Raw genomic sequence first — 17,328 nt, 5'->3', positions numbered from 1 at the left:
ATGTTTGATTTCAGAAAAATTGAACTCACCGACCGCGACGAGATAAATGCAAGTCTTGCAGTGTCCGACCGCATGGGCTGTGAGTACAGCTTCGCGAATAATTTCGCGTGGCACAGGCTGAGCGATTCGCTGATATGTCTTCACGGTGACTTTTATATACTGATGAATTTCAGTGATGGAAAGCCGGTTTTGTCGTTCCCTACAGGTGCGGCGGATGATGCTCAGGGCTGGGAAAAGACCTTGTCTCTCCTTGCAGAGCTTGAAAAATATATTACGGATAAGGGCGATGTTTTCAGAGTCTGCTCCGTCACCGAATATGATCTTGAATGGCTCAAAGAAGTCTACGGCGACAGGATAAGCTTTTCCACTGATCGCGGAAGCTCCGATTATATTTACCTTTCCGAAAAGCTCATCACCCTTGAAGGCAAAAAATATCACGGCAAAAGGAACCACATCAACAGGTTTATGGAGAATGACTGGTCTTTTGATGAGATAAGACCCTGTGATATCGAGGATTGTTTCCGTTTCGCCGCCGATATTTATAATTCTGGCGATGATAATGACGGCTCGGCAGCTATCGAGCAGTACGCCATACACCGCTTTCTGATGAATATGGACTATCTCGGTCTTAAAGGCGGGATACTCCGCGCAAACGGCGAGATGGTGGGCTTTACCATTGGTGAACAGCTCAACAGCAATACATTTGTTGTGCATATCGAAAAGGCGAGAAGCGATATCAATGGTGCGTACCCAATGCTATGCAATCAGTTCGCAAAAAAATATGCTTCTCAGCTAAAATATATAAACAGGGAAGAGGATATGGGCATCGAGGGTCTAAGACGCTCAAAGCTCTCATATCACCCTGAATTTCTTTTGCATAAGTATACAGTAAGTTTTGAATGAACGGAGGATAATGCTATGGTATACGTATTTCTGGCAGATGGTTTTGAAGAGCTTGAAGCTCTGGCACCCATCGATATTTTAAGACGCGCAGGCGTTGAACTGGTAACAGTAGGCGTCAGCGGTGAAACTGTTGTCGGTGCCCACAAGGTGAGATTCACCCCAGATATTACCGTAGATAAGGTCGTTCTTGACGATAAAGTTGATATGATCGTCCTCCCGGGCGGTATGCCGGGCACTATAAATCTTGAAAATGATGACTACGTTCAGGCAGCTATAGATTTCTGCGCTAAGAACGATAAGTATATTGCAGCGATATGCGCTGCCCCCAGTATACTGGGTCATAAGGGCCTGCTGAAAGGCAAGCAGGCTATCTGCTTCCCCGGTTTTGAAATAGACCTTGAAGGCGCAGTTATTTCAGGTGAACCCGTTGCTGCTGACGGCAAGTTCATCACCGCAAAGGGCGCAGGCGTAGCCGTTGAGTTTGCCCTTACCCTTACTGCAAAGCTCGTTTCCGAAGCTAAGGCTGAGGAAATAAGAAAGGGCATACAATGCCGCGACTGACCAAGCAAGAGCTGAGAAAACATTTCAAAGCGCTCAGGCTTGCAAGAGACCCCGAGGAAAAACGCTCTGCTGACCGCGCGGTATGTAACGCTTTCATCGAAAGCGATGTTTATAAAAATTCCCGCGATATCCTCATCTATGTATCGGGGGATATGGAGATAGGTACAATTGACATTATCGAGAAAATTCTCGGTGATATAAATGGCGGTGCAGATAAGCGCCTGCTTTGTCCCAGATGTGTCAGTGAGACAAATGAAATGCATTTTTACCGCATTAACAGTCTTGATGACCTTGAAACGGGTCATTTTGGTATACTGGAACCTGCCACCGAATGCCAGCGCATAGATGACTATACACACGCATTATGTGTTGTGCCAGCCCTTAGTTTTGATACCAAAGGCTATCGGCTGGGTTTCGGCAAGGGTTTCTACGACAGATTCCTCACTGATTTCAAAGGCGTAACCGTTGGTCTGTGCTGCGAAAGCTGCCTGACAAAGGGTGAATTACCTCGCGATGAGCATGATGTTTCTGTTGACTGGATAATTACCGAGAAAGGCTGGATAAAAATTCCTGCGGATAATATAAAGGAAAGGAAGTCAAAATGAATGAGTGACAAAAATTTCGATATCGACGATATACTCGGCGGAAGCAAAGAGAACGTCGGCGATGCTTCGTTAAGCGCTGAAAAGCCGAAGAAAGCCGAAGTTGACGAGATAGATGAACTCCTTGCTGAACTGAAAAACAGACCAAGGAGAAGAAGACTTGCCGAGGCTGAGAACGATAACGGTGAGGAGAAAGTGAGCGCACCCGCTCCTGCATCTATCCCCGAAGCAAAAGAACCTGAAGCTGTGATAGCGGATGAAGAAGATGCTTCCGAGGAACCCAAAGAGGAAAAGGAAGCTGCTATTATCGGCAACGACGATATCAAGAAGCACTTCGGAAAAGATTCCGACATTGAAGACGAGTTCGACGAAGATGAGGACGAAGATGAGGACGAAGATGACGAGGAAGATATCCCCGTAAGAAAAGTTTCCAATTCCAGATCACGTTCTGCTGATGGCCGCAGCTCGGGCAAAAAGAGAAGCGGCAAGTCCTCTGGCAGAAGAAAGAAGAAAGGCATCGGCTTCAACGGCTCGATCTTCGGCGGTATAATCCTTGTTACCATAATCTTAACCGTATCACTGGTTCTGGCTGTTGCAGGACTGACACTTGGTATGGAATACTATGGCATAGGCAAGGACGATAACGAGATATCATTCAATATCCCTGAGGGTTCAACAAATGAGGATATAGCTGATCTTCTTGTGGAGAACGGCATCATTAAGAATAAGAAGCTGTTCCTATATACTTTAAAGATCATGAAGCCCAGCACGATATATCCGGGAGATATCAAGCTTCAGCCTTCCAAGCCTTACTCTGATATCATCGAAGAGCTTGAGAAGCAGAGAGAGTCCTATGAAACAGTAACTGTGACCTTCACCGAGGGCGAATACCTTATAGATATCGCCCAGAAGCTTGAAAAAAATAATGTCTGCGCTGCTGATGACTTCCTCTTTGAATTCAACAGAGATATGGGCTTCAAGTTTGAAAGCTACCTTACTGAGAACAAGAACGTATTCTATGCAAGAGAGGGCTATCTCTTCCCCGATACCTATGAGTTCTATGTAAATGATACTCCATATAATATCGCCAGAATACTCAGAGATCATTACGATTCAAAGATGAACGAAGCTATGTACAAGAAGATGAACGATCAGGGTCTTACTCTTAACGAGACCATCACTCTTGCTTCCATCGTTCAGCTTGAAGCTGCAAATGTTGATGAGATGCCTAAGGTTGCTTCGGTATTCCTCAACCGTCTGAGAGATTCGGATACTTTCCCGATGCTCCAGTCCGATACCACCTATAACTATATCAACAAAGTCATCAAGCCGAATACAAAGAACGATGACTTGGCTGAACATTATGTTGAGTATTACGATACCTACGCTATTGACGGTCTGCCTGCAGGACCTATCTGCAATCCGGGTATGGATGCTATCAAAGCAGTTCTGAACCCCGCAAAGACAGATTACTACTACTTCTGTAACGATATCGAAACAGGCGAGACCTTCTATGCGGAGACACTTGATGAGCACGAGAAGAACCTTGTTAAGGCTGGCAGAGGTGACCAGATAGTTGACGATACAGCAGATGACGGCGACGTAAGCGATGAAAAAAACGACGAAGAGAATTACAACGAATAATACAACGAGAATTGGTAGGGATAACTGATGTCCGATCTCCTTGAGATACTTTCGCCTGTAGGCGATATGGAAAGACTGCACGCTGCGCTGGATTTCGGCGCAGACGCTGTCTACCTTGGCGGTACAGCTTTCGGAATGAGAGCCGCTTCCGCAAAATTTACACCAGAGCTTCTTTCACAAGCTTGTGAACTTGCTCATTCACGCGGCAAAAGGGTCTTCCTGACCTGTAACACTCTGCCGCACAATAACGAGATACCTCACTTTGAGGGCTTTGTAAAAAATGCAGTAGATGCTGGCGTTGATGCGCTGATAGTTACCGATTTGGGTCTTTTGAGCCTTGCAAAGAAATTTGCATCTGATACCGAGATACATATTTCCACTCAGGCAGGCATCGTGAATTATGTCACAGCCAATGAATTTTATAACATGGGCGCGAAAAGGGTAGTCCTCGCCAGAGAGCTGACCCTTGAAGAGATAGCTGAGATACGAGCTAAGACCCCAGATGATCTTGATATCGAGTGTTTTGTACACGGCGCTATGTGCGTAAGCTTCTCGGGCCGATGTCTGCTGTCGCAGTACCTCACAGCCCGCGATGCCAACCGCGGCGAATGTGCTCAGCCATGCCGTTGGGGATATCACCTGATGGAAGAAAAGCGTACCAACGAGTTCTATCCCATATTTGAGGACGAGCGCGGAACGTTTATCCTCAATGCAAAGGATATGTGCCTTATCGAGCATATCGATAAGCTTGCCAAGGCAGGCGTGAACAGCTTCAAGATAGAAGGACGCGCAAAGTCTTCCTACTATGTATCCGTTATAACCAATGCTTACCGCAAGGCTATGGATATCTATAAGGCTGACCCCGATAACTATCGGCTGCCCCAGTGGCTGAAAGACGAGGTCTATAAGGTGAGCCACCGTGCTTACTGCCCCGGATTCCTCTTCGGCAACCCACGCGAGAGCCAGTATTACGAAAACAGCGGCTATGTCCGCGAGTACGACGTTGTTGCAGTTATCGAGGATTGCAGAGATGGCAGGATATATGCCGAACAGCGCAATAAGTTCAATAAGGGTGACGAAGTCGAAGTGCTTTCGCCTGAGGGTGAACCTGTGATACTCACAGCCAGCGAGCTCTTTGATGAAAAGGGTGAGCCTATTGATACTGCAAATCATGCGGCTATGAAGTTTTCTATGACTTGTGATTGTGTTTTTCCGAAGAATTCGATCATTCGAATCAAAAAATAACACGAAAAAGAGGGTGTTGCAACCGCAGCACCCTCTAACCATATCCGAATATCAGAGTAAAAAACATATTCATTTGTGAAATAAGCTTTTTTATTGCCCACATCCCCAATCCCTCCTCATAATAGAGGCCTTGGGGGTGTTTTGTTCTGCCGGTTTATATGCTGATTTCAGTTAAAAAGTGATATTCCAGGTCTGTTTTCAAATATCTCAGCAAAAGGGCTTCTTTATGTTGTGATCTCGGGAACTTACCACGGAAACTAAAAGCGTTATATGCTGGCGAATACTGCTGCAAATTCAATCGCAGTAAGCTTGGAAACAGTGCGTATTTAAGGCTATTGGCTGCTTTGGTGAAGTGATTTAGCTTGTTGTGTGTTAAGGGTATAACCATATTTCATAATATTATATTGAAATTTACAGGGAAATGTGATATAATATGTAACGGTAATTTGGTAAGACGTCAATTTTGCTTTGACGGAGGTCTGTCCGTGTCAGTAAAACGACTCAAAACATGAGGTGATATTTATGAATAAAAGACGATTTTTCGGTGTTATTACCGCGGCTGCAATGATGGTATCATCACTCTCGATATCGGCAGGTGATATTGATACTTCTATCGTTGCTTCAGCAGACGAATGGTATTGTGCCGGAAATACCTGCGACCCTCTGCATGATACTTCCCGTGATATACAGAAGGAAGGAGTCGGCAATCCCCTTGGCTTTGGGGAGAGGAATACTCCTGCAAACGCTTCTACGGCTGAGATACGCGCTATCAATCATAATATGTCAGTGCAGGAGGTAAAGTATGCTCTCTATAAAGAGATAGATGAGCACTGGGATCTTATCTCCACTCGTCTTGGACAGCCGGAGCGTGAAAAGGTGTATGCTTTGTTTCTTGGACTTGGTTCTCGTGAATCTACTCTGGGTGAAGGCAAGATAGGCTCAGACCATGAAACAGCTTATGAAGACGGCTGGGGTGTTAACTCTGCCCATGCATACGGTACTCTTCAGACCGCTGTTACTGCTTTTGCAGACTGCGACCCCAAGTTCATGCCCGAAGACAACGTTCCTGAGATGTTTCAGTATTCTTTCACGGAATCCAATTTCTATGATTGTATAATCTCAAATCACATGGGTATCAGAAAGATACTCCACTTTGCTGAGATCTGTATTAATGAGGAAGGAATGCACGGCTATCAGGTCATAAGGAACAGCCTGAAGGGCTTTAATACAGGCTGGTGCTATATGGCTGAGGACGACGGTGCATACAAGACCTATGCTGATGAGATCTGTTCTATGGCACAGTTTTATTATTACGAAGGACATCTTTACGACAATGTTTTTACCTGGACTTCGGCAGGCGGAAATATGGAGAAATACCGTACCGCTGACCGTTGGGACTGGTGGGGTGATACCGAACCGAGCATGGCTCCCGTAACAGAGAGCAATATTTCGGATATTCCAAAGGCAGTTTATGGTGATGCAAATTGCGACGGAAAAGTGGATATTTCTGATTTCATACTTATCAAGCAGACATTGTCAGCACCTTCAAAGTATAAACTGACTGAGCAGGGAAAAATAAACGCTGATTGTTCGGGCAGCGGCGATGGCATAACCGATGCAGATGCTATGGCTGTCAGAAAATATATTCTGGGAATGATAGATACTCTTCCTGAAGTATGATACAAATGACAGGAATCACCCTCAGCGGAACTGCATCGCAGGGCGAATAAATTTACAAGGCATTCATCGTTTGGTGAATGCCTTGTTTGTTTATAAAAGTATCAGGAAAGATCCTTGCGTATGTCGGACAGCCGATTATTGTTAGTCCGTATCGCTGCGGGAACGAGATACAATAATTATTGCACCATACATAAGGAGAAGTGCTGCGGCAAAGTAAACTGCCGCTCCTGCAAATTCGGAGATGACCGAGGGTCTGTCAGCAAAGACATCGTAAGTCCCGCTGCCGAATATCATAGTTTTAAGAGATAGCGAGTTTATGTAGATCGTGTTTCTCACAACACACAGCCGCACCAGCAGATTTTCGGCTGTGAGTATCAGCGCGGTTATCGGTACATAGGTATACAGCGCTTTCGATGAAGTTTTGCGGCTAACACCGTTTGCCTTGAAGAAGCCCAAAGCGGTATTTGCAAGAAGTGCCGCACATATCGCTGCGGCTATCAGCGATATGATCTCGAATTTTGCTGTGCTGCTGCGTTCAAAATTCAAACTTAGTTTCTCTGCCGCCTCAAACTTTGTCACCTGGGGATTGCCCATTGCATACCTAAACATATTCATCAGCGGAATTGCAAAGATCCCTGCAGTCAGAAACATTGTAACAGCACCGGTTACAGCTGTGAAAATTATACCGAATCTGGCTTTTAGGATAAAAGTAAGACTTTCTTTCATATTAACGAACACCTCTCTTTCTTTCTGCAGCAGGAACCCTAAGTATGAACACTGCATAAACCAGATAACCGATCATGAATACCATCAACGCAGTTGTCAGAAAAGCTATGACCGCTCCAAGGCAACTGCCGTACTGATCAGGTGCCATTGGGTCGGGGTGAAGTATCTCTCCGATATATACCATATTTTCTCTGAGCCCTGTCATCAGTTGTCCGCGAAGTGTTACCGAACCGTCGTAATCTATAAACAGATTGAAATAGCAGTACGCTGTTACCGCAGACGCGATCGATGCAACGAAAAGGTTTGTCCTTTGCTTTACTGCGAGGAATACCATCACAGCTGTATATCCCAGCATAACAAGCAGGAATATCTCGCTTATGCTGAAAAATATGAACCTCGGGTCATGTGCGAGCAGATCGTTCATGCCCTGCATTGACAACTGTTCACCGCCTGCCCAGGTATGGCGGTCATCACACATTATTATACAGTCGAGTCTCATGCCTGCAAGCCTGAAAATACCATCTGTTATAAGGTAGACAGCTTCTATCATTACAGAACTCAGCGCACCGAACGTGAGAGCTGCTGCACCGCTGCCTACAAGAATACTTACTCTTGAAGTGCCGTTATGCAGTGATATCTTTATAAGATCATAAAGTACTATCCCGAAAATGATACCTGCCGCCGCAGCACCTGCGCTTTCATAAATGTTTTTCCAGTCACTTCTGAAATTTACACTGATGATACCGGCAATGAGTAGAATGATATGAAACAGGAATAAAACTCCGAGACTAAGCCCGAAATATTTGAGATATCTCCTCAGGCCTTCTTTTCCACGAAATGAGTAAGAGAGAAATTCACCCATCCTGCACACCTCCTGTCATAGCTATCAGAAGCTGTTGAAGTGAAGGGTGTGAGACTTCCAGTCCATCAGGCACGTCCTTTACTTCGCCCTTGACACAGGCACTGCATAACGTGCCTATTATTGTCTTTTTCAGACATTGTTTGTCTTTTAGATATTCGGTGACATCCTTAGCTCTTCCTTCGATAAGGTACGCATTCGCCTGAAGCTCTTCACAATCTTCATCTGCGATAAGTTTTCCTTCTTCCAGAACAAAATAATGCTCAAAAAGACCAGCACATTCATCGATCAGATGTGTGGATATGATAAATGCGGCTTCTGTCTTGTCAAAGCGTTCGATGATCTGCTTATAAAGCTCTTCGCGGCAGTTGGCATCAATGCCCAGAACAGGTTCATCAAGGAAGATGAAGTCAGCACCGCTGGAAAGTGCCAGTATAACTTTGACAAGAGTACGCTGTCCAGTTGAAAGCTGAGAAAGACGTTTTTTCGGGTCAATGCCAAAAATATCACAGAGTTTCAGAGCATAGTCTTCATTGGTATCCTTGTAGAAATACGCCTGAGCCTTGACTGCGTCTTTCACTTTCATATGCTTGGGAAGAAGATCCTCGGCACTCATGCAGTAGATCTTACGCAGCAGCTTATCGTTCTCACTGACTGTTTCACCGTCAAGAGTAACCTCACCCGAATCAGGAAAAATACGTCCGCCTATCAAATCCACAAGTGTTGACTTCCCCGAACCGTTACGTCCTAAAAGCCCGTAAATCATACCCTTTTCAATACTTAGCGAAACGCCGTCCAGAGCAGTCTTTTTCTTATATTTTTTTGTAAGTGTCTTTATCTCTATCCTGCTCATCAGTCTTCATCTCCTTTCAGCATACCTATGATATCTTCACGGGTAATCCCCAGCCGCTCCGCTTCGTTCAACAGTGGGGCTACAAAGTCATCATAAAATTTGACACGTCTGTCATCTCTGACATTTTCATTCGCATTTTCAGCCACAAACATACCCATACCTCTCTTTTTATATACCAGTCCTTTGTCCACAAGGATATTGACACCTTTACGAACAGTTGCAGGATTGATATTTAAACTGTGCGAAAGCTCTGTTGTGCTTGGTATCTGTTCTCCCTCACCCAGCTGACCAGTGACTATCTTGTTTTCAAGCCACTGGGCTATCTGTATAAACAGGGGCTCAGTATCGTTGAAATGCGGATAATATACACCCATTTAGTCTCATTCTCCTTTCTTTTTCTCTACACAGTTGTTTGTTCATTTTTTTTGAATAGCTATTCAGAAGTAATTAGCCTAGCTGGTTAGTTACTTCTATAACTAACCATATCACATAAGATTTGGTTTGTCAATAGGGGCATAGTATTTTTAGTAAATTTCTACAACAGAAAATCTATTTTTTTGACAGAACTTAACATAAACTGTAATGAACATACCGTATTACAAATCAATAAACATTGTTGCTTTTGTTGTTTTAATCCAAAAAAACAGCCACACCCGAAGATGTGGCTGTAGAGCAGCTGTATCGTCTTTATATATTGTTTTGGGGTGAATAAATTACTTGTTCTATTCAGACAAAACTCTCTTCCTTGGCAGTAACGCAAGATTTTTTACTTCTTCTCACCCATGACCTTGACCATTACAGCCTTCTGCGCATGGAGTCTGTTCTCAGCTTCCTCAAAGATCTCATTAGCGTGAGCCTCGAATACCTTCTCGGTGATCTCTTCCTCGCGGTGTGCAGGCAGGCAGTGCTGTACCATTGCATCGGGCTTTGCAGCAGCCATGATCTCATCGTTGATCTGATAGCCTGCAAATGCGACCTTGCGCTTCTCTGTCTCAGCTTCCTCGCCCATGGAAGTCCAAACGTCTGTGAACAGAACATCAGCATCCTTAGCAGCTTCGATAGGCTTGTCGGTCATGAAGAACTTGTCGCCGTACTGCTTTGTGAATTCCAGTACCTCGGGATCGGGACGATAGCCCTCGGGGCAAGCGATGGATACGCTCATACCAACTTTCAGACCGCCTACGATCAGGGAGTTAGCCATGTTGTTGCCGTCACCGATGTAACACATCTTCAGACCCTCGAACTGACCCTTGAACTCACGGATAGTCATGAGATCGGCAAGCACCTGACAAGGGTGGCAGAAGTCTGTCAGACCGTTGATTATCGGAATAGAACCGTACTGAGCCAGATCCTCAACTTCCTTCTGCTCAAAAGTACGGATCATGATGCCGTCCAGATAGCGGGAGAGTACCCTTGCAGTATCCTGTACAGGCTCGCCGCGGCCTATCTGAAGATCGCGGTTGGAAAGGAACAGTGCCTGTCCTCCCAGCTGGTACATACCTGTCTCAAAAGAAACACGTGTACGTGTGGAAGACTTCTGGAATATCATACCAAGTGTCTTGCCCTTCAGCACCTTGTGCTCGATACCGTTCTTGTTTTCATATTTCAGCTGATCAGCCAGATTGAGTATGTCGATTATCTCCTCTTTTGAAAGATCAAGCATTTTGAGTAAGTGGTTCATATTGTAATACCTCCATTGTTTGAGATTATTTATTTACGTATCTATCCTTTTCATGTCCGAGAGCGCTTTGTTCCTGTAGCACAGATCAGTCCTCTGCGTGAATCCCGTCTTCTCCCAGAAAGTGTTGCCGCCGTCATTTTTCGAGAAGCACACCAGCGCTACTTTGTTTATGCCCTGTTCTTTGAGGGCATTCATTGCCGTATCCACAAGCTTTGTACCGATGTCCTGTCCTCTGTGTTCTGGTGAAACAGCAGTGTGGTAGATATATCCGCGCCTGCCGTCATGGCCTGAGATGATAACACCGATTATGTCATCATCGCACTCAGCTACAAAGCACGTTTCGGGATTTCTGTCCAAATATCTTGCTATGCCCACTCTCGAATCATCAAGGTCATTCAGTCCCATGCCCTTACAGGAAAGCCATAGGCTGTAAACTTTATCGTAGTCCGAAATAACCATTTTCCTTATCGTCATGGTATACCTCCGAACTTTTATTTTTCAAGGATATCCTTGAGTATAGCCAGACCCTTGTCTATCTCCTCGTAGCTGATGTTCAGCGGGGGCAGGAAACGCAGCTTTTCCTTAGCGGTGAGTATCAGCAGACCATTATCAAGACAAGCCTTGCATACATCGCCTGCGGTCTTTGTTTTCAGGCTTACACCCAGCATAAGACCCATGCCGCTGATGCCTGTTACCTCGGGAACGTCTTTCAGTTTCTCACGAATATAGTCGCCCTTCTTGATAACTTCATCAAGGAAGCCATCCTTTGTAACGTTGTTCAGTACAGCCATACCGCCTGCACATACAACAGGGTTGCCGCCGAAAGTGGAACCGTGTGTGCCTTTTGTCAGAACATCACAGCACTTCTCGTCAGCCAGACAAACGCCGATAGGAAGTCCGCCTGCCAGACCCTTTGCCATGGTAACGATATTGGGCTTTACGCCGTAGTTCATGCAAGCCAGGAACTTACCCGACCTGCCAACACCTGTCTGAACTTCGTCGCAGATAGTCAGGATATCGTTCTTCTCGGCAACATCGAATATAGCCTTTACAAAAGCTTCGTCCAGACCGACAACGCCGCCCTCGCCCTGAATGCATTCAAACATTATAGCGCAGACCTTGCCATCATTCTCGGCAAGAACCTTGTTCAGGTCATCGATATCGTTAGCCTTAACGTTTACGAATCCCGGCAGGAAAGGGAAGAAGTAGTTGTGGAAAACGTCCTGTCCTGTAGCGGAAAGTGTACCCATTGTCCTGCCGTGGAAGCTGTTCACCAATGTGATGATGATATTCCTCTCAGCTTCCTTGCCGTACTTGTCAAAGCTGTACTTCCTTGCCACCTTGATAGCGCACTCGTTAGCTTCAGCGCCCGAGTTGCCGAAGAACATCTTGCTGTAACCTGTGATGTCGCAAAGTTTCTGAGCAAAATCAGCCTGAACCTTTGTGTAGTAGTAGTTAGAGGTGTGCTGTATCTTCTTTACCTGTGCACATACTGCATCTACCCATTCCTCGTTGCAGTAGCCAAGGCTGTTTGTACCTATTCCTGAGCCGAAGTCGATGTACTGCTTGCCGTCCTCGCTGACAGCTGTCTGTTCAGCACCCTTGTCTAAAACCAGGTCATACCGTCCGTAGGTCGGCATAACGTGTTCGTTGAACTGTTCTATAGTATTCATTTTACATTATCCTTTCAAAGAATCATTTATGTAGTTTAGCCTAATTCTATTTCGATCTCCTTACCCATGTCATATATCAGTTTTTCAAATTCTGTGGCAGGGCAGGTGAAACCTTGTTTATCTATCGTGTACTTGTTACCCATAAAATAAAGGTTGTAGTAGTAGGGATTCTGAGTTACCCTCTCGATACCGTTGTAAGGGATATTTATGGTGTCAAAGTCGCGGGTGACCATTATCTTCTCGTCCGTGAAAACATATTTGAAAACCTTGGGCCCGCTTATAACCTCACCTGTGCCCGTACCATTGCCAAAAACTGACTTTACTATCATCTCCGATGGCAGATAGCCTATGGCAACGCATATAAGCAATACAGCGACACAAGTGCTGTAAGTTTGGAAAAGCCTTGGCAGCATAAGGACGTATATCACAATAAACAGCGGTATAGCGACTGCAAACGTAACTCCGTAGCGAAGTTTTTTCTTTCGTCTGTTGAGTTCGTTGTTCTCATGTATTATGTCATAATCCGATTTATTACTTTCGGTCTTTACAGTCGTGCTGTTCTGAAACAGTACTATCATCGTTTTTTCTCCTTTCAGAAAGGTTTTTATTCGGTAATAACTCTTACCCCTTTGTTCTTCATCAATTCAAGAAATTGCTCAGGCTCGCATTCAAAACCGTGGATGTCCATTCGGTATTTTTTATTATCTTGTATTATATTTTCAGTGTCCTGCATTATATATCCATTATCTTGTATTATATAATAATAGTCATCGCTAACAAGTATCTCAATGTCTTTGTAAAACATACGCCCGAATATATACCTTCCATCATAGAAAACACTCGTTTCCGTAAATCTGAAAGTATTTTTATACCTCAGATATTCATCGGGTTTGCGGATATTATATTGTTTGTACGGAGAGTATTGTGATTTTAGAGCACCATCGTACTTCACAAATCCTACCAACAAAGACATGATCGCAGTTACGATGATCGGTAAGCCAACAAAGGGGAGCACTTCTTTCAGATTTGCATGAAGAGGTTCATTCATGAGTATCTTTTTGAAATCAATTATAAGCGCAGATCCATAAGGGAGAAGCCAGAATAGATTTACTGATACAAAAATTGATATCGTCCAACTCCGGAACGTTTTCTTCCTGTAAGCTTCCATCTCGTCCCGCATCTTGTATCCTTCAGCAGAATCATCGTACTCTTCGGTGACATTCTTGATGTATGGCTTGTAATTTTTGTCCATCAGTTGAACTGTGTGCCAATGCCCTCATTTGTAAGCAGTTCTATAAGTATCGAGTGGGGAACTCTGCCGTCGATTATGGAGGTCCTCTTGACGCCGCGTCTGACAGCCTCCACACAGCAGTCTATCTTAGGTATCATACCGCCGCTGATAATTCCCGACTTTTTCAGGAAAGGCACTTCGCTGACATTTACCTGAGGTATCAGTGTGCTGTCATCGTCCTTGTCCTTCAGCAGACCAACTATATCGGTCATGAGTATCAGCTTTTCAGCCCTAAGGCAGGAAGCTATTCTCGAAGCCGCAGTATCAGCATTGATGTTGTAGCTCTGTCCGTCCTCACCAATACCAACAGTTGAGATTATCGGAACATAGCCGCCGTTCAGGGCGTCAAGTATCGGCTTTGTGGTGACTTTCTTTATCTCACCCACATAGCCGTAGTCCTCGCCGTCATCACGGTCGAGCTTTTCAGCTATTATCATTCTGCCGTCGCATCCGCAGAGACCCAGCGCATTTCCGCCGTGAAGCTGTAAAGCCGATACAAGCTCCTTGTTCAGCTTACCGCAGAGCACCATCTTGACTATATCCATAGTCTCCTTGTCGGTGTATCTAAGTCCGTTTATGAACTTGCTCTCAATGCCAACTCTTTTGAGCATAGCATTTATCTCGGGGCCGCCGCCGTGTACCAGCACGACCTTTATGCCAACCTCGCTCAGCAGAACGATATCGCTCATGACAGCCTCTTTGAGAGCCTCGTTAGTCATGGCGTTTCCGCCGTATTTTACAACAACTACCTTGTCGTGATACTTCTGTATGTAGGGCAAAGCGTCGCTGAGTATCTGACTTCTAATGCTGTTTGAAATATCCATTTTACATCTTCCTTTATATTATCCCTTGTGGGAAATTATTAGCTTTTTCTAATCGGGTGCCTGATGACTGTTTTAAGCTTGTCAGCCTCGGTCTTTCTCGGGTCTGAAAGATATATCTCGTGATGCTGTCTTTCTTCACCTATATCATTTACATATCCCTGCTCTTCCAGAAATCTCTCCATCATCTCAACAGATGCGGGCTCATCATCGTAAGAACCGATATGCATCATCTGCACACAAAGCCCCTCATTAAGTGTGAGGTATTCGACCATTGAACAGTCAAGCTTTTTCTTCTTCGCGGCAGTTTCCACCGCCCACTCAAAGTCAGCCTTTGTTATAAAGTCGGGCAGACGTATCATCGCCACCCATTCAAAGCCGTCTTTGCGTGAGTAATCAATGCTCTCCGAACCGTCCTGCTTCCAGAGACCTTCCAGCGGCGGTACGACATACTCGTAAAAGCCATCTATCCTGTGGTCGGTCTTGTAGCTCATTTTCAAGGTATATGCCACTGCATACAGCACCCCGACAGCCTGCTTGTATTCGCCGTCTTCTTCATTCGGGTCGCCTTTGCCTCTCACAGCGATGTATCTCATTTCGGGAACATCAACGATAACAGGCTTTTTGGACGGCATATAGAATTCCTTGTATTCTTTCTTGAAATCAAAAGCCATATTAACTCCTTATGCAAGCACTACCCATTTTATGATGCCAAGTATCAGCAGGTGTGCAGGGTAGAATATGTAGAAGAACCACTTGTTGAAAGCATTCTTCTTTCCGCCCTTGCCGTTGTAGCAGAAAATTATTATCAGCGGTACCATAAGAACGCCCGCCTGATGCCACCCGTCCATTATGAGAACCATCAGCATCATCGGCAGATATGCCAGCGTCACTGCGATATAGCGCTTCTTCTTGTCATCTCTGTAAATATACATAAACAGCGGCGCAAGAACGTCCATTATCGGCCAGTCTCCGATCACCGAAGCCAGACACAGCAAAAATATGAATATTATTTTCGCATCTTTTTCGTAATTCGGGCTGTCCCAGATCCTTATTGCTGTTATTCCGAGGAATAGTGTATAAATTACGCTCTGCTGTAGAAAATATACGGGAGATTCTATCAGTTTTTGAGGTCCGGGGTTTGCGAATATGAAAGGCAGCCATGATATAGCAGCAAATATCGCAAGCCTTTTCTGATACTTAGCTATATCCCGCGTGTACTTGGCGCCCTCTGCAAGAAAGAATGCCATGGTGGGACCTGTAAGTCTGCCTATGAACCTCATTATGTGGTATATGTTGGGGTCAATTGAACTTTCAAAAAGTTCACCTATGTGGTCTATCAGCATAGCCACGATAACTATGTATTTCAGCGCATTGCGGTTGATGAAACCGTGTTCCTCAGACGACACCGAAACATTGCTGATGGTGTTTTCCATATTCTTTTTTCCTTTCTTTTGTGCTGTATCTTTACAGAATCTTCTGTTTCTCTTAGCTTCTGTAGTCGCCGTTTATCTTTACGTAATCGTATGTAAGGTCGCATCCCCATGCAGTGGCACTGCCTTCGCCGTTACCCACGCATACATTTATGAAGATCTCATCTTCAAGCAGTATCTTCTTTGCTTCCTCTTCTGAGAAAGGCACGCCCGCACCGTTCTCGCAAACGTGTATCTCGCCCTGCTTTGAAGCGATCTTTACATCTACTTTGTTGATGTCGAATTCAGCTTCGGCATAACCTACCGCACAAAGTATGCGTCCCCAGTTAGCGTCCGCGCCGAACATAGCGCACTTGAAAAGGGGAGAGCAGATAACGCTCTTGGCGATGATGATAGCATCGTCCTGATCCTTTGCGCCGCATACGTTGCATTCCAGAAGCTTAGTAGCGCCCTCGCCGTCCTTAGCCAGCATCTTTGTGATGTTGCTCATTATGATGAACAGACCCTGCTTGAACTTGTCAAAATCAGCGCCCTCCGCAGTGATCTCAGCATTTCCTGCCAGACCGTTAGCCATAACAGCACAGGTGTCATTTGTGGACTGATCTCCGTCAACAGAAAGACAGTTGTAAGTTACCTTTACTATCTCGCTCAGAGCCTTTTTCAGCATATCAGAGCTAACTGCGCAGTCTGTTGTGATGACATTCAGAGTAGTAGCCATGTTAGGATGTATCATACCGCTGCCCTTGCCCATGCCGCCGATATGACAGGTCTTTCCGCCTATCTCAAACTCAACTGCTACTTCTTTCTTTACAGTGTCGGTGGTCATTATAGCGATGGCAGCCTTCTCGTTGCCGTCATAAGCAAGTCCGTTGTACAGGTCGTCCATAGCATTTTCAACAGGCTCGATAGGCATTATCTGACCGATAACACCTGTCTGTGCGATAAGCATTTCCTCAGTCTTGATGCCCAGTTTGTTTGCAGCCAGCTCGCACATTTTCAGAGCCTTAGCTTCGCCGTCAGCATTGCAGGTATTGGCGTTCTTGGAATTCAGTATAAATCCCTGTGCCTTGCCGCCTGTCTTTTCAAGATGCTTCTGTGAAACAGTTACAGGGGCGCCCTTGACCTTATTCTGTGTGAACACTGCTGCAGCACTGCACATAACGTCAGATGCTACCAGACAAAGATCGGGTTTTGTATTTGAAACGGGGCTCTCGTTTCCGTCAGGAGTTTCAGCTGCGTCCATAGCTTTCTTGATACCGCAGTACAGACCGTTTGCCTTGAAACCCTTGGCAGCACAAACGCCGCCCTCAATGTATTTGTAGCCGTCGTATACGACTTTGTTTATTTCTTTCATAT

General features: G+C 45.2%; 19 protein-coding genes. 6 read left to right on the top strand and 13 right to left on the bottom strand.

The window, feature by feature from the left end; genetic code table 11:
• The 6 genes from BM265_RS03015 (at position 1) to BM265_RS02990 (ending at position 6,635) form a co-directional block, all read left to right on the top strand.
• Positions 1-903, top strand: coding sequence for a DUF2156 domain-containing protein (locus BM265_RS03015; protein ID WP_074959990.1), 903 nt, complete (start codon positions 1-3; stop codon positions 901-903).
• A 15-nt stretch (positions 904-918) separates the two neighbouring features.
• Complete coding sequence (locus BM265_RS03010; protein ID WP_074959989.1) at positions 919-1,464, top strand: DJ-1 family glyoxalase III; 546 nt, start codon at positions 919-921, stop codon at positions 1,462-1,464.
• Positions 1,452-2,069, top strand: a complete 618-nt coding sequence (locus BM265_RS03005; protein ID WP_074959988.1) for a 5-formyltetrahydrofolate cyclo-ligase — start codon at positions 1,452-1,454, stop codon at positions 2,067-2,069. The genes BM265_RS03010 and BM265_RS03005 overlap by 13 nt, the downstream gene beginning before the upstream one ends.
• Entirely contained in the window at positions 2,070-3,710 is a 1,641-nt protein-coding gene (gene mltG / locus BM265_RS03000) for an endolytic transglycosylase MltG (RefSeq protein WP_074959987.1), read from the top strand.
• Between the two features lie 27 nt (positions 3,711-3,737).
• On the top strand, positions 3,738-4,955 hold the full coding sequence (locus tag BM265_RS02995) for a peptidase U32 family protein (protein WP_074959986.1): 1,218 nt from the start codon (positions 3,738-3,740) through the stop codon (positions 4,953-4,955).
• Between the two features lie 522 nt (positions 4,956-5,477).
• A complete protein-coding gene (locus BM265_RS02990) occupies positions 5,478-6,635 on the top strand; it encodes a dockerin type I repeat-containing protein (RefSeq protein ID WP_074959985.1) in 1,158 nt (385 codons plus the stop codon).
• A 141-nt stretch (positions 6,636-6,776) separates the two neighbouring features.
• On the opposite strand, the gene BM265_RS02985 is transcribed toward BM265_RS02990, so the two are convergent.
• From BM265_RS02985 to argJ, 13 genes are all read right to left on the bottom strand, one after another.
• Positions 6,777-7,361, bottom strand: coding sequence for a hypothetical protein (locus tag BM265_RS02985; protein WP_074959984.1), 585 nt, complete (start codon positions 7,359-7,361; stop codon positions 6,777-6,779).
• 1 nt (position 7,362) lies between these two features.
• A complete protein-coding gene (locus BM265_RS02980; RefSeq protein WP_074959983.1) occupies positions 7,363-8,223 on the bottom strand; it encodes a hypothetical protein in 861 nt (286 codons plus the stop codon).
• Positions 8,216-9,073 (bottom strand): ATP-binding cassette domain-containing protein, encoded by an 858-nt coding sequence (locus BM265_RS02975; protein ID WP_074959982.1) that lies wholly within the window; start codon positions 9,071-9,073, stop codon positions 8,216-8,218. Before BM265_RS02975 ends, BM265_RS02980 begins: the two co-directional genes overlap by 8 nt.
• A complete protein-coding gene (locus BM265_RS02970; RefSeq protein ID WP_074959981.1) occupies positions 9,073-9,447 on the bottom strand; it encodes a GntR family transcriptional regulator in 375 nt (124 codons plus the stop codon). Before BM265_RS02970 ends, BM265_RS02975 begins: the two co-directional genes overlap by 1 nt.
• Positions 9,448-9,839: 392 nt before the next feature.
• Positions 9,840-10,754: an ornithine carbamoyltransferase gene (gene argF / locus BM265_RS02965; protein WP_074959980.1), complete on the bottom strand. Its 915-nt coding sequence runs from the start codon at positions 10,752-10,754 to the stop codon at positions 9,840-9,842.
• A gap of 33 nt (positions 10,755-10,787) precedes the next feature.
• Positions 10,788-11,228, bottom strand: coding sequence for a GNAT family N-acetyltransferase (locus tag BM265_RS02960; protein WP_074959979.1), 441 nt, complete (start codon positions 11,226-11,228; stop codon positions 10,788-10,790).
• Positions 11,229-11,245: 17 nt separating this feature from the next.
• Positions 11,246-12,427: an aspartate aminotransferase family protein gene (locus tag BM265_RS02955; protein ID WP_074959978.1), complete on the bottom strand. Its 1,182-nt coding sequence runs from the start codon at positions 12,425-12,427 to the stop codon at positions 11,246-11,248.
• A gap of 35 nt (positions 12,428-12,462) precedes the next feature.
• The gene (locus BM265_RS02950) at positions 12,463-13,005 is read right to left on the bottom strand and encodes a YcxB family protein (protein WP_074959977.1); all 543 of its coding nucleotides are present in this window, start codon (positions 13,003-13,005) and stop codon (positions 12,463-12,465) included.
• Between the two features lie 26 nt (positions 13,006-13,031).
• Positions 13,032-13,679 carry a hypothetical protein gene (locus tag BM265_RS02945; RefSeq protein ID WP_074959976.1) on the bottom strand — a complete coding sequence of 216 codons (648 nt, stop codon included), beginning with the start codon at positions 13,677-13,679 and terminating at the stop codon, positions 13,032-13,034.
• On the bottom strand, positions 13,679-14,542 hold the full coding sequence (gene argB / locus BM265_RS02940; protein WP_074959975.1) for an acetylglutamate kinase: 864 nt from the start codon (positions 14,540-14,542) through the stop codon (positions 13,679-13,681). The genes BM265_RS02945 and argB overlap by 1 nt, the downstream gene beginning before the upstream one ends.
• Before the next feature lie 38 nt (positions 14,543-14,580).
• The gene (locus BM265_RS02935; RefSeq protein WP_074959974.1) at positions 14,581-15,213 is read right to left on the bottom strand and encodes a GyrI-like domain-containing protein; all 633 of its coding nucleotides are present in this window, start codon (positions 15,211-15,213) and stop codon (positions 14,581-14,583) included.
• Positions 15,214-15,222: 9 nt separating this feature from the next.
• The gene (locus BM265_RS02930) at positions 15,223-15,975 is read right to left on the bottom strand and encodes a TraX family protein (protein WP_074959973.1); all 753 of its coding nucleotides are present in this window, start codon (positions 15,973-15,975) and stop codon (positions 15,223-15,225) included.
• Positions 15,976-16,027: 52 nt separating this feature from the next.
• Positions 16,028-17,326 carry a bifunctional glutamate N-acetyltransferase/amino-acid acetyltransferase ArgJ gene (gene argJ / locus BM265_RS02925; RefSeq protein ID WP_074959972.1) on the bottom strand — a complete coding sequence of 433 codons (1,299 nt, stop codon included), beginning with the start codon at positions 17,324-17,326 and terminating at the stop codon, positions 16,028-16,030.
• Positions 17,327-17,328 lie beyond the last annotated feature (2 nt).

This window comes from Hominimerdicola alba (assembly GCF_900112155.1).
GTDB classification, from domain to species: Bacteria; Bacillota; Clostridia; order Oscillospirales; family Ruminococcaceae; genus Hominimerdicola; species Hominimerdicola alba_D.
Note: the sequence above shows the minus strand (reverse complement) of the source record. Positions and strands in the feature narration are given on the sequence as shown.

Coding starts and splice junctions, on each gene's coding strand:
- BM265_RS03015 (WP_074959990.1), top strand. CDS start 1: ATGTTTGATTTCAGAAAAATTGAACTCACCGACCGCGACGAGATAAAT.
- BM265_RS03010 (WP_074959989.1), top strand. CDS start 919: ATGGTATACGTATTTCTGGCAGATGGTTTTGAAGAGCTTGAAGCTCTG.
- BM265_RS03005 (WP_074959988.1), top strand. CDS start 1,452: ATGCCGCGACTGACCAAGCAAGAGCTGAGAAAACATTTCAAAGCGCTC.
- mltG (WP_074959987.1), top strand. CDS start 2,070: ATGAGTGACAAAAATTTCGATATCGACGATATACTCGGCGGAAGCAAA.
- BM265_RS02995 (WP_074959986.1), top strand. CDS start 3,738: ATGTCCGATCTCCTTGAGATACTTTCGCCTGTAGGCGATATGGAAAGA.
- BM265_RS02990 (WP_074959985.1), top strand. CDS start 5,478: ATGAATAAAAGACGATTTTTCGGTGTTATTACCGCGGCTGCAATGATG.
- BM265_RS02985 (WP_074959984.1), bottom strand. CDS start 7,361: ATGAAAGAAAGTCTTACTTTTATCCTAAAAGCCAGATTCGGTATAATT.
- BM265_RS02980 (WP_074959983.1), bottom strand. CDS start 8,223: ATGGGTGAATTTCTCTCTTACTCATTTCGTGGAAAAGAAGGCCTGAGG.
- BM265_RS02975 (WP_074959982.1), bottom strand. CDS start 9,073: ATGAGCAGGATAGAGATAAAGACACTTACAAAAAAATATAAGAAAAAG.
- BM265_RS02970 (WP_074959981.1), bottom strand. CDS start 9,447: ATGGGTGTATATTATCCGCATTTCAACGATACTGAGCCCCTGTTTATA.
- argF (WP_074959980.1), bottom strand. CDS start 10,754: ATGAACCACTTACTCAAAATGCTTGATCTTTCAAAAGAGGAGATAATC.
- BM265_RS02960 (WP_074959979.1), bottom strand. CDS start 11,228: ATGACGATAAGGAAAATGGTTATTTCGGACTACGATAAAGTTTACAGC.
- BM265_RS02955 (WP_074959978.1), bottom strand. CDS start 12,427: ATGAATACTATAGAACAGTTCAACGAACACGTTATGCCGACCTACGGA.
- BM265_RS02950 (WP_074959977.1), bottom strand. CDS start 13,005: ATGATAGTACTGTTTCAGAACAGCACGACTGTAAAGACCGAAAGTAAT.
- BM265_RS02945 (WP_074959976.1), bottom strand. CDS start 13,679: ATGGACAAAAATTACAAGCCATACATCAAGAATGTCACCGAAGAGTAC.
- argB (WP_074959975.1), bottom strand. CDS start 14,542: ATGGATATTTCAAACAGCATTAGAAGTCAGATACTCAGCGACGCTTTG.
- BM265_RS02935 (WP_074959974.1), bottom strand. CDS start 15,213: ATGGCTTTTGATTTCAAGAAAGAATACAAGGAATTCTATATGCCGTCC.
- BM265_RS02930 (WP_074959973.1), bottom strand. CDS start 15,975: ATGGAAAACACCATCAGCAATGTTTCGGTGTCGTCTGAGGAACACGGT.
- argJ (WP_074959972.1), bottom strand. CDS start 17,326: ATGAAAGAAATAAACAAAGTCGTATACGACGGCTACAAATACATTGAG.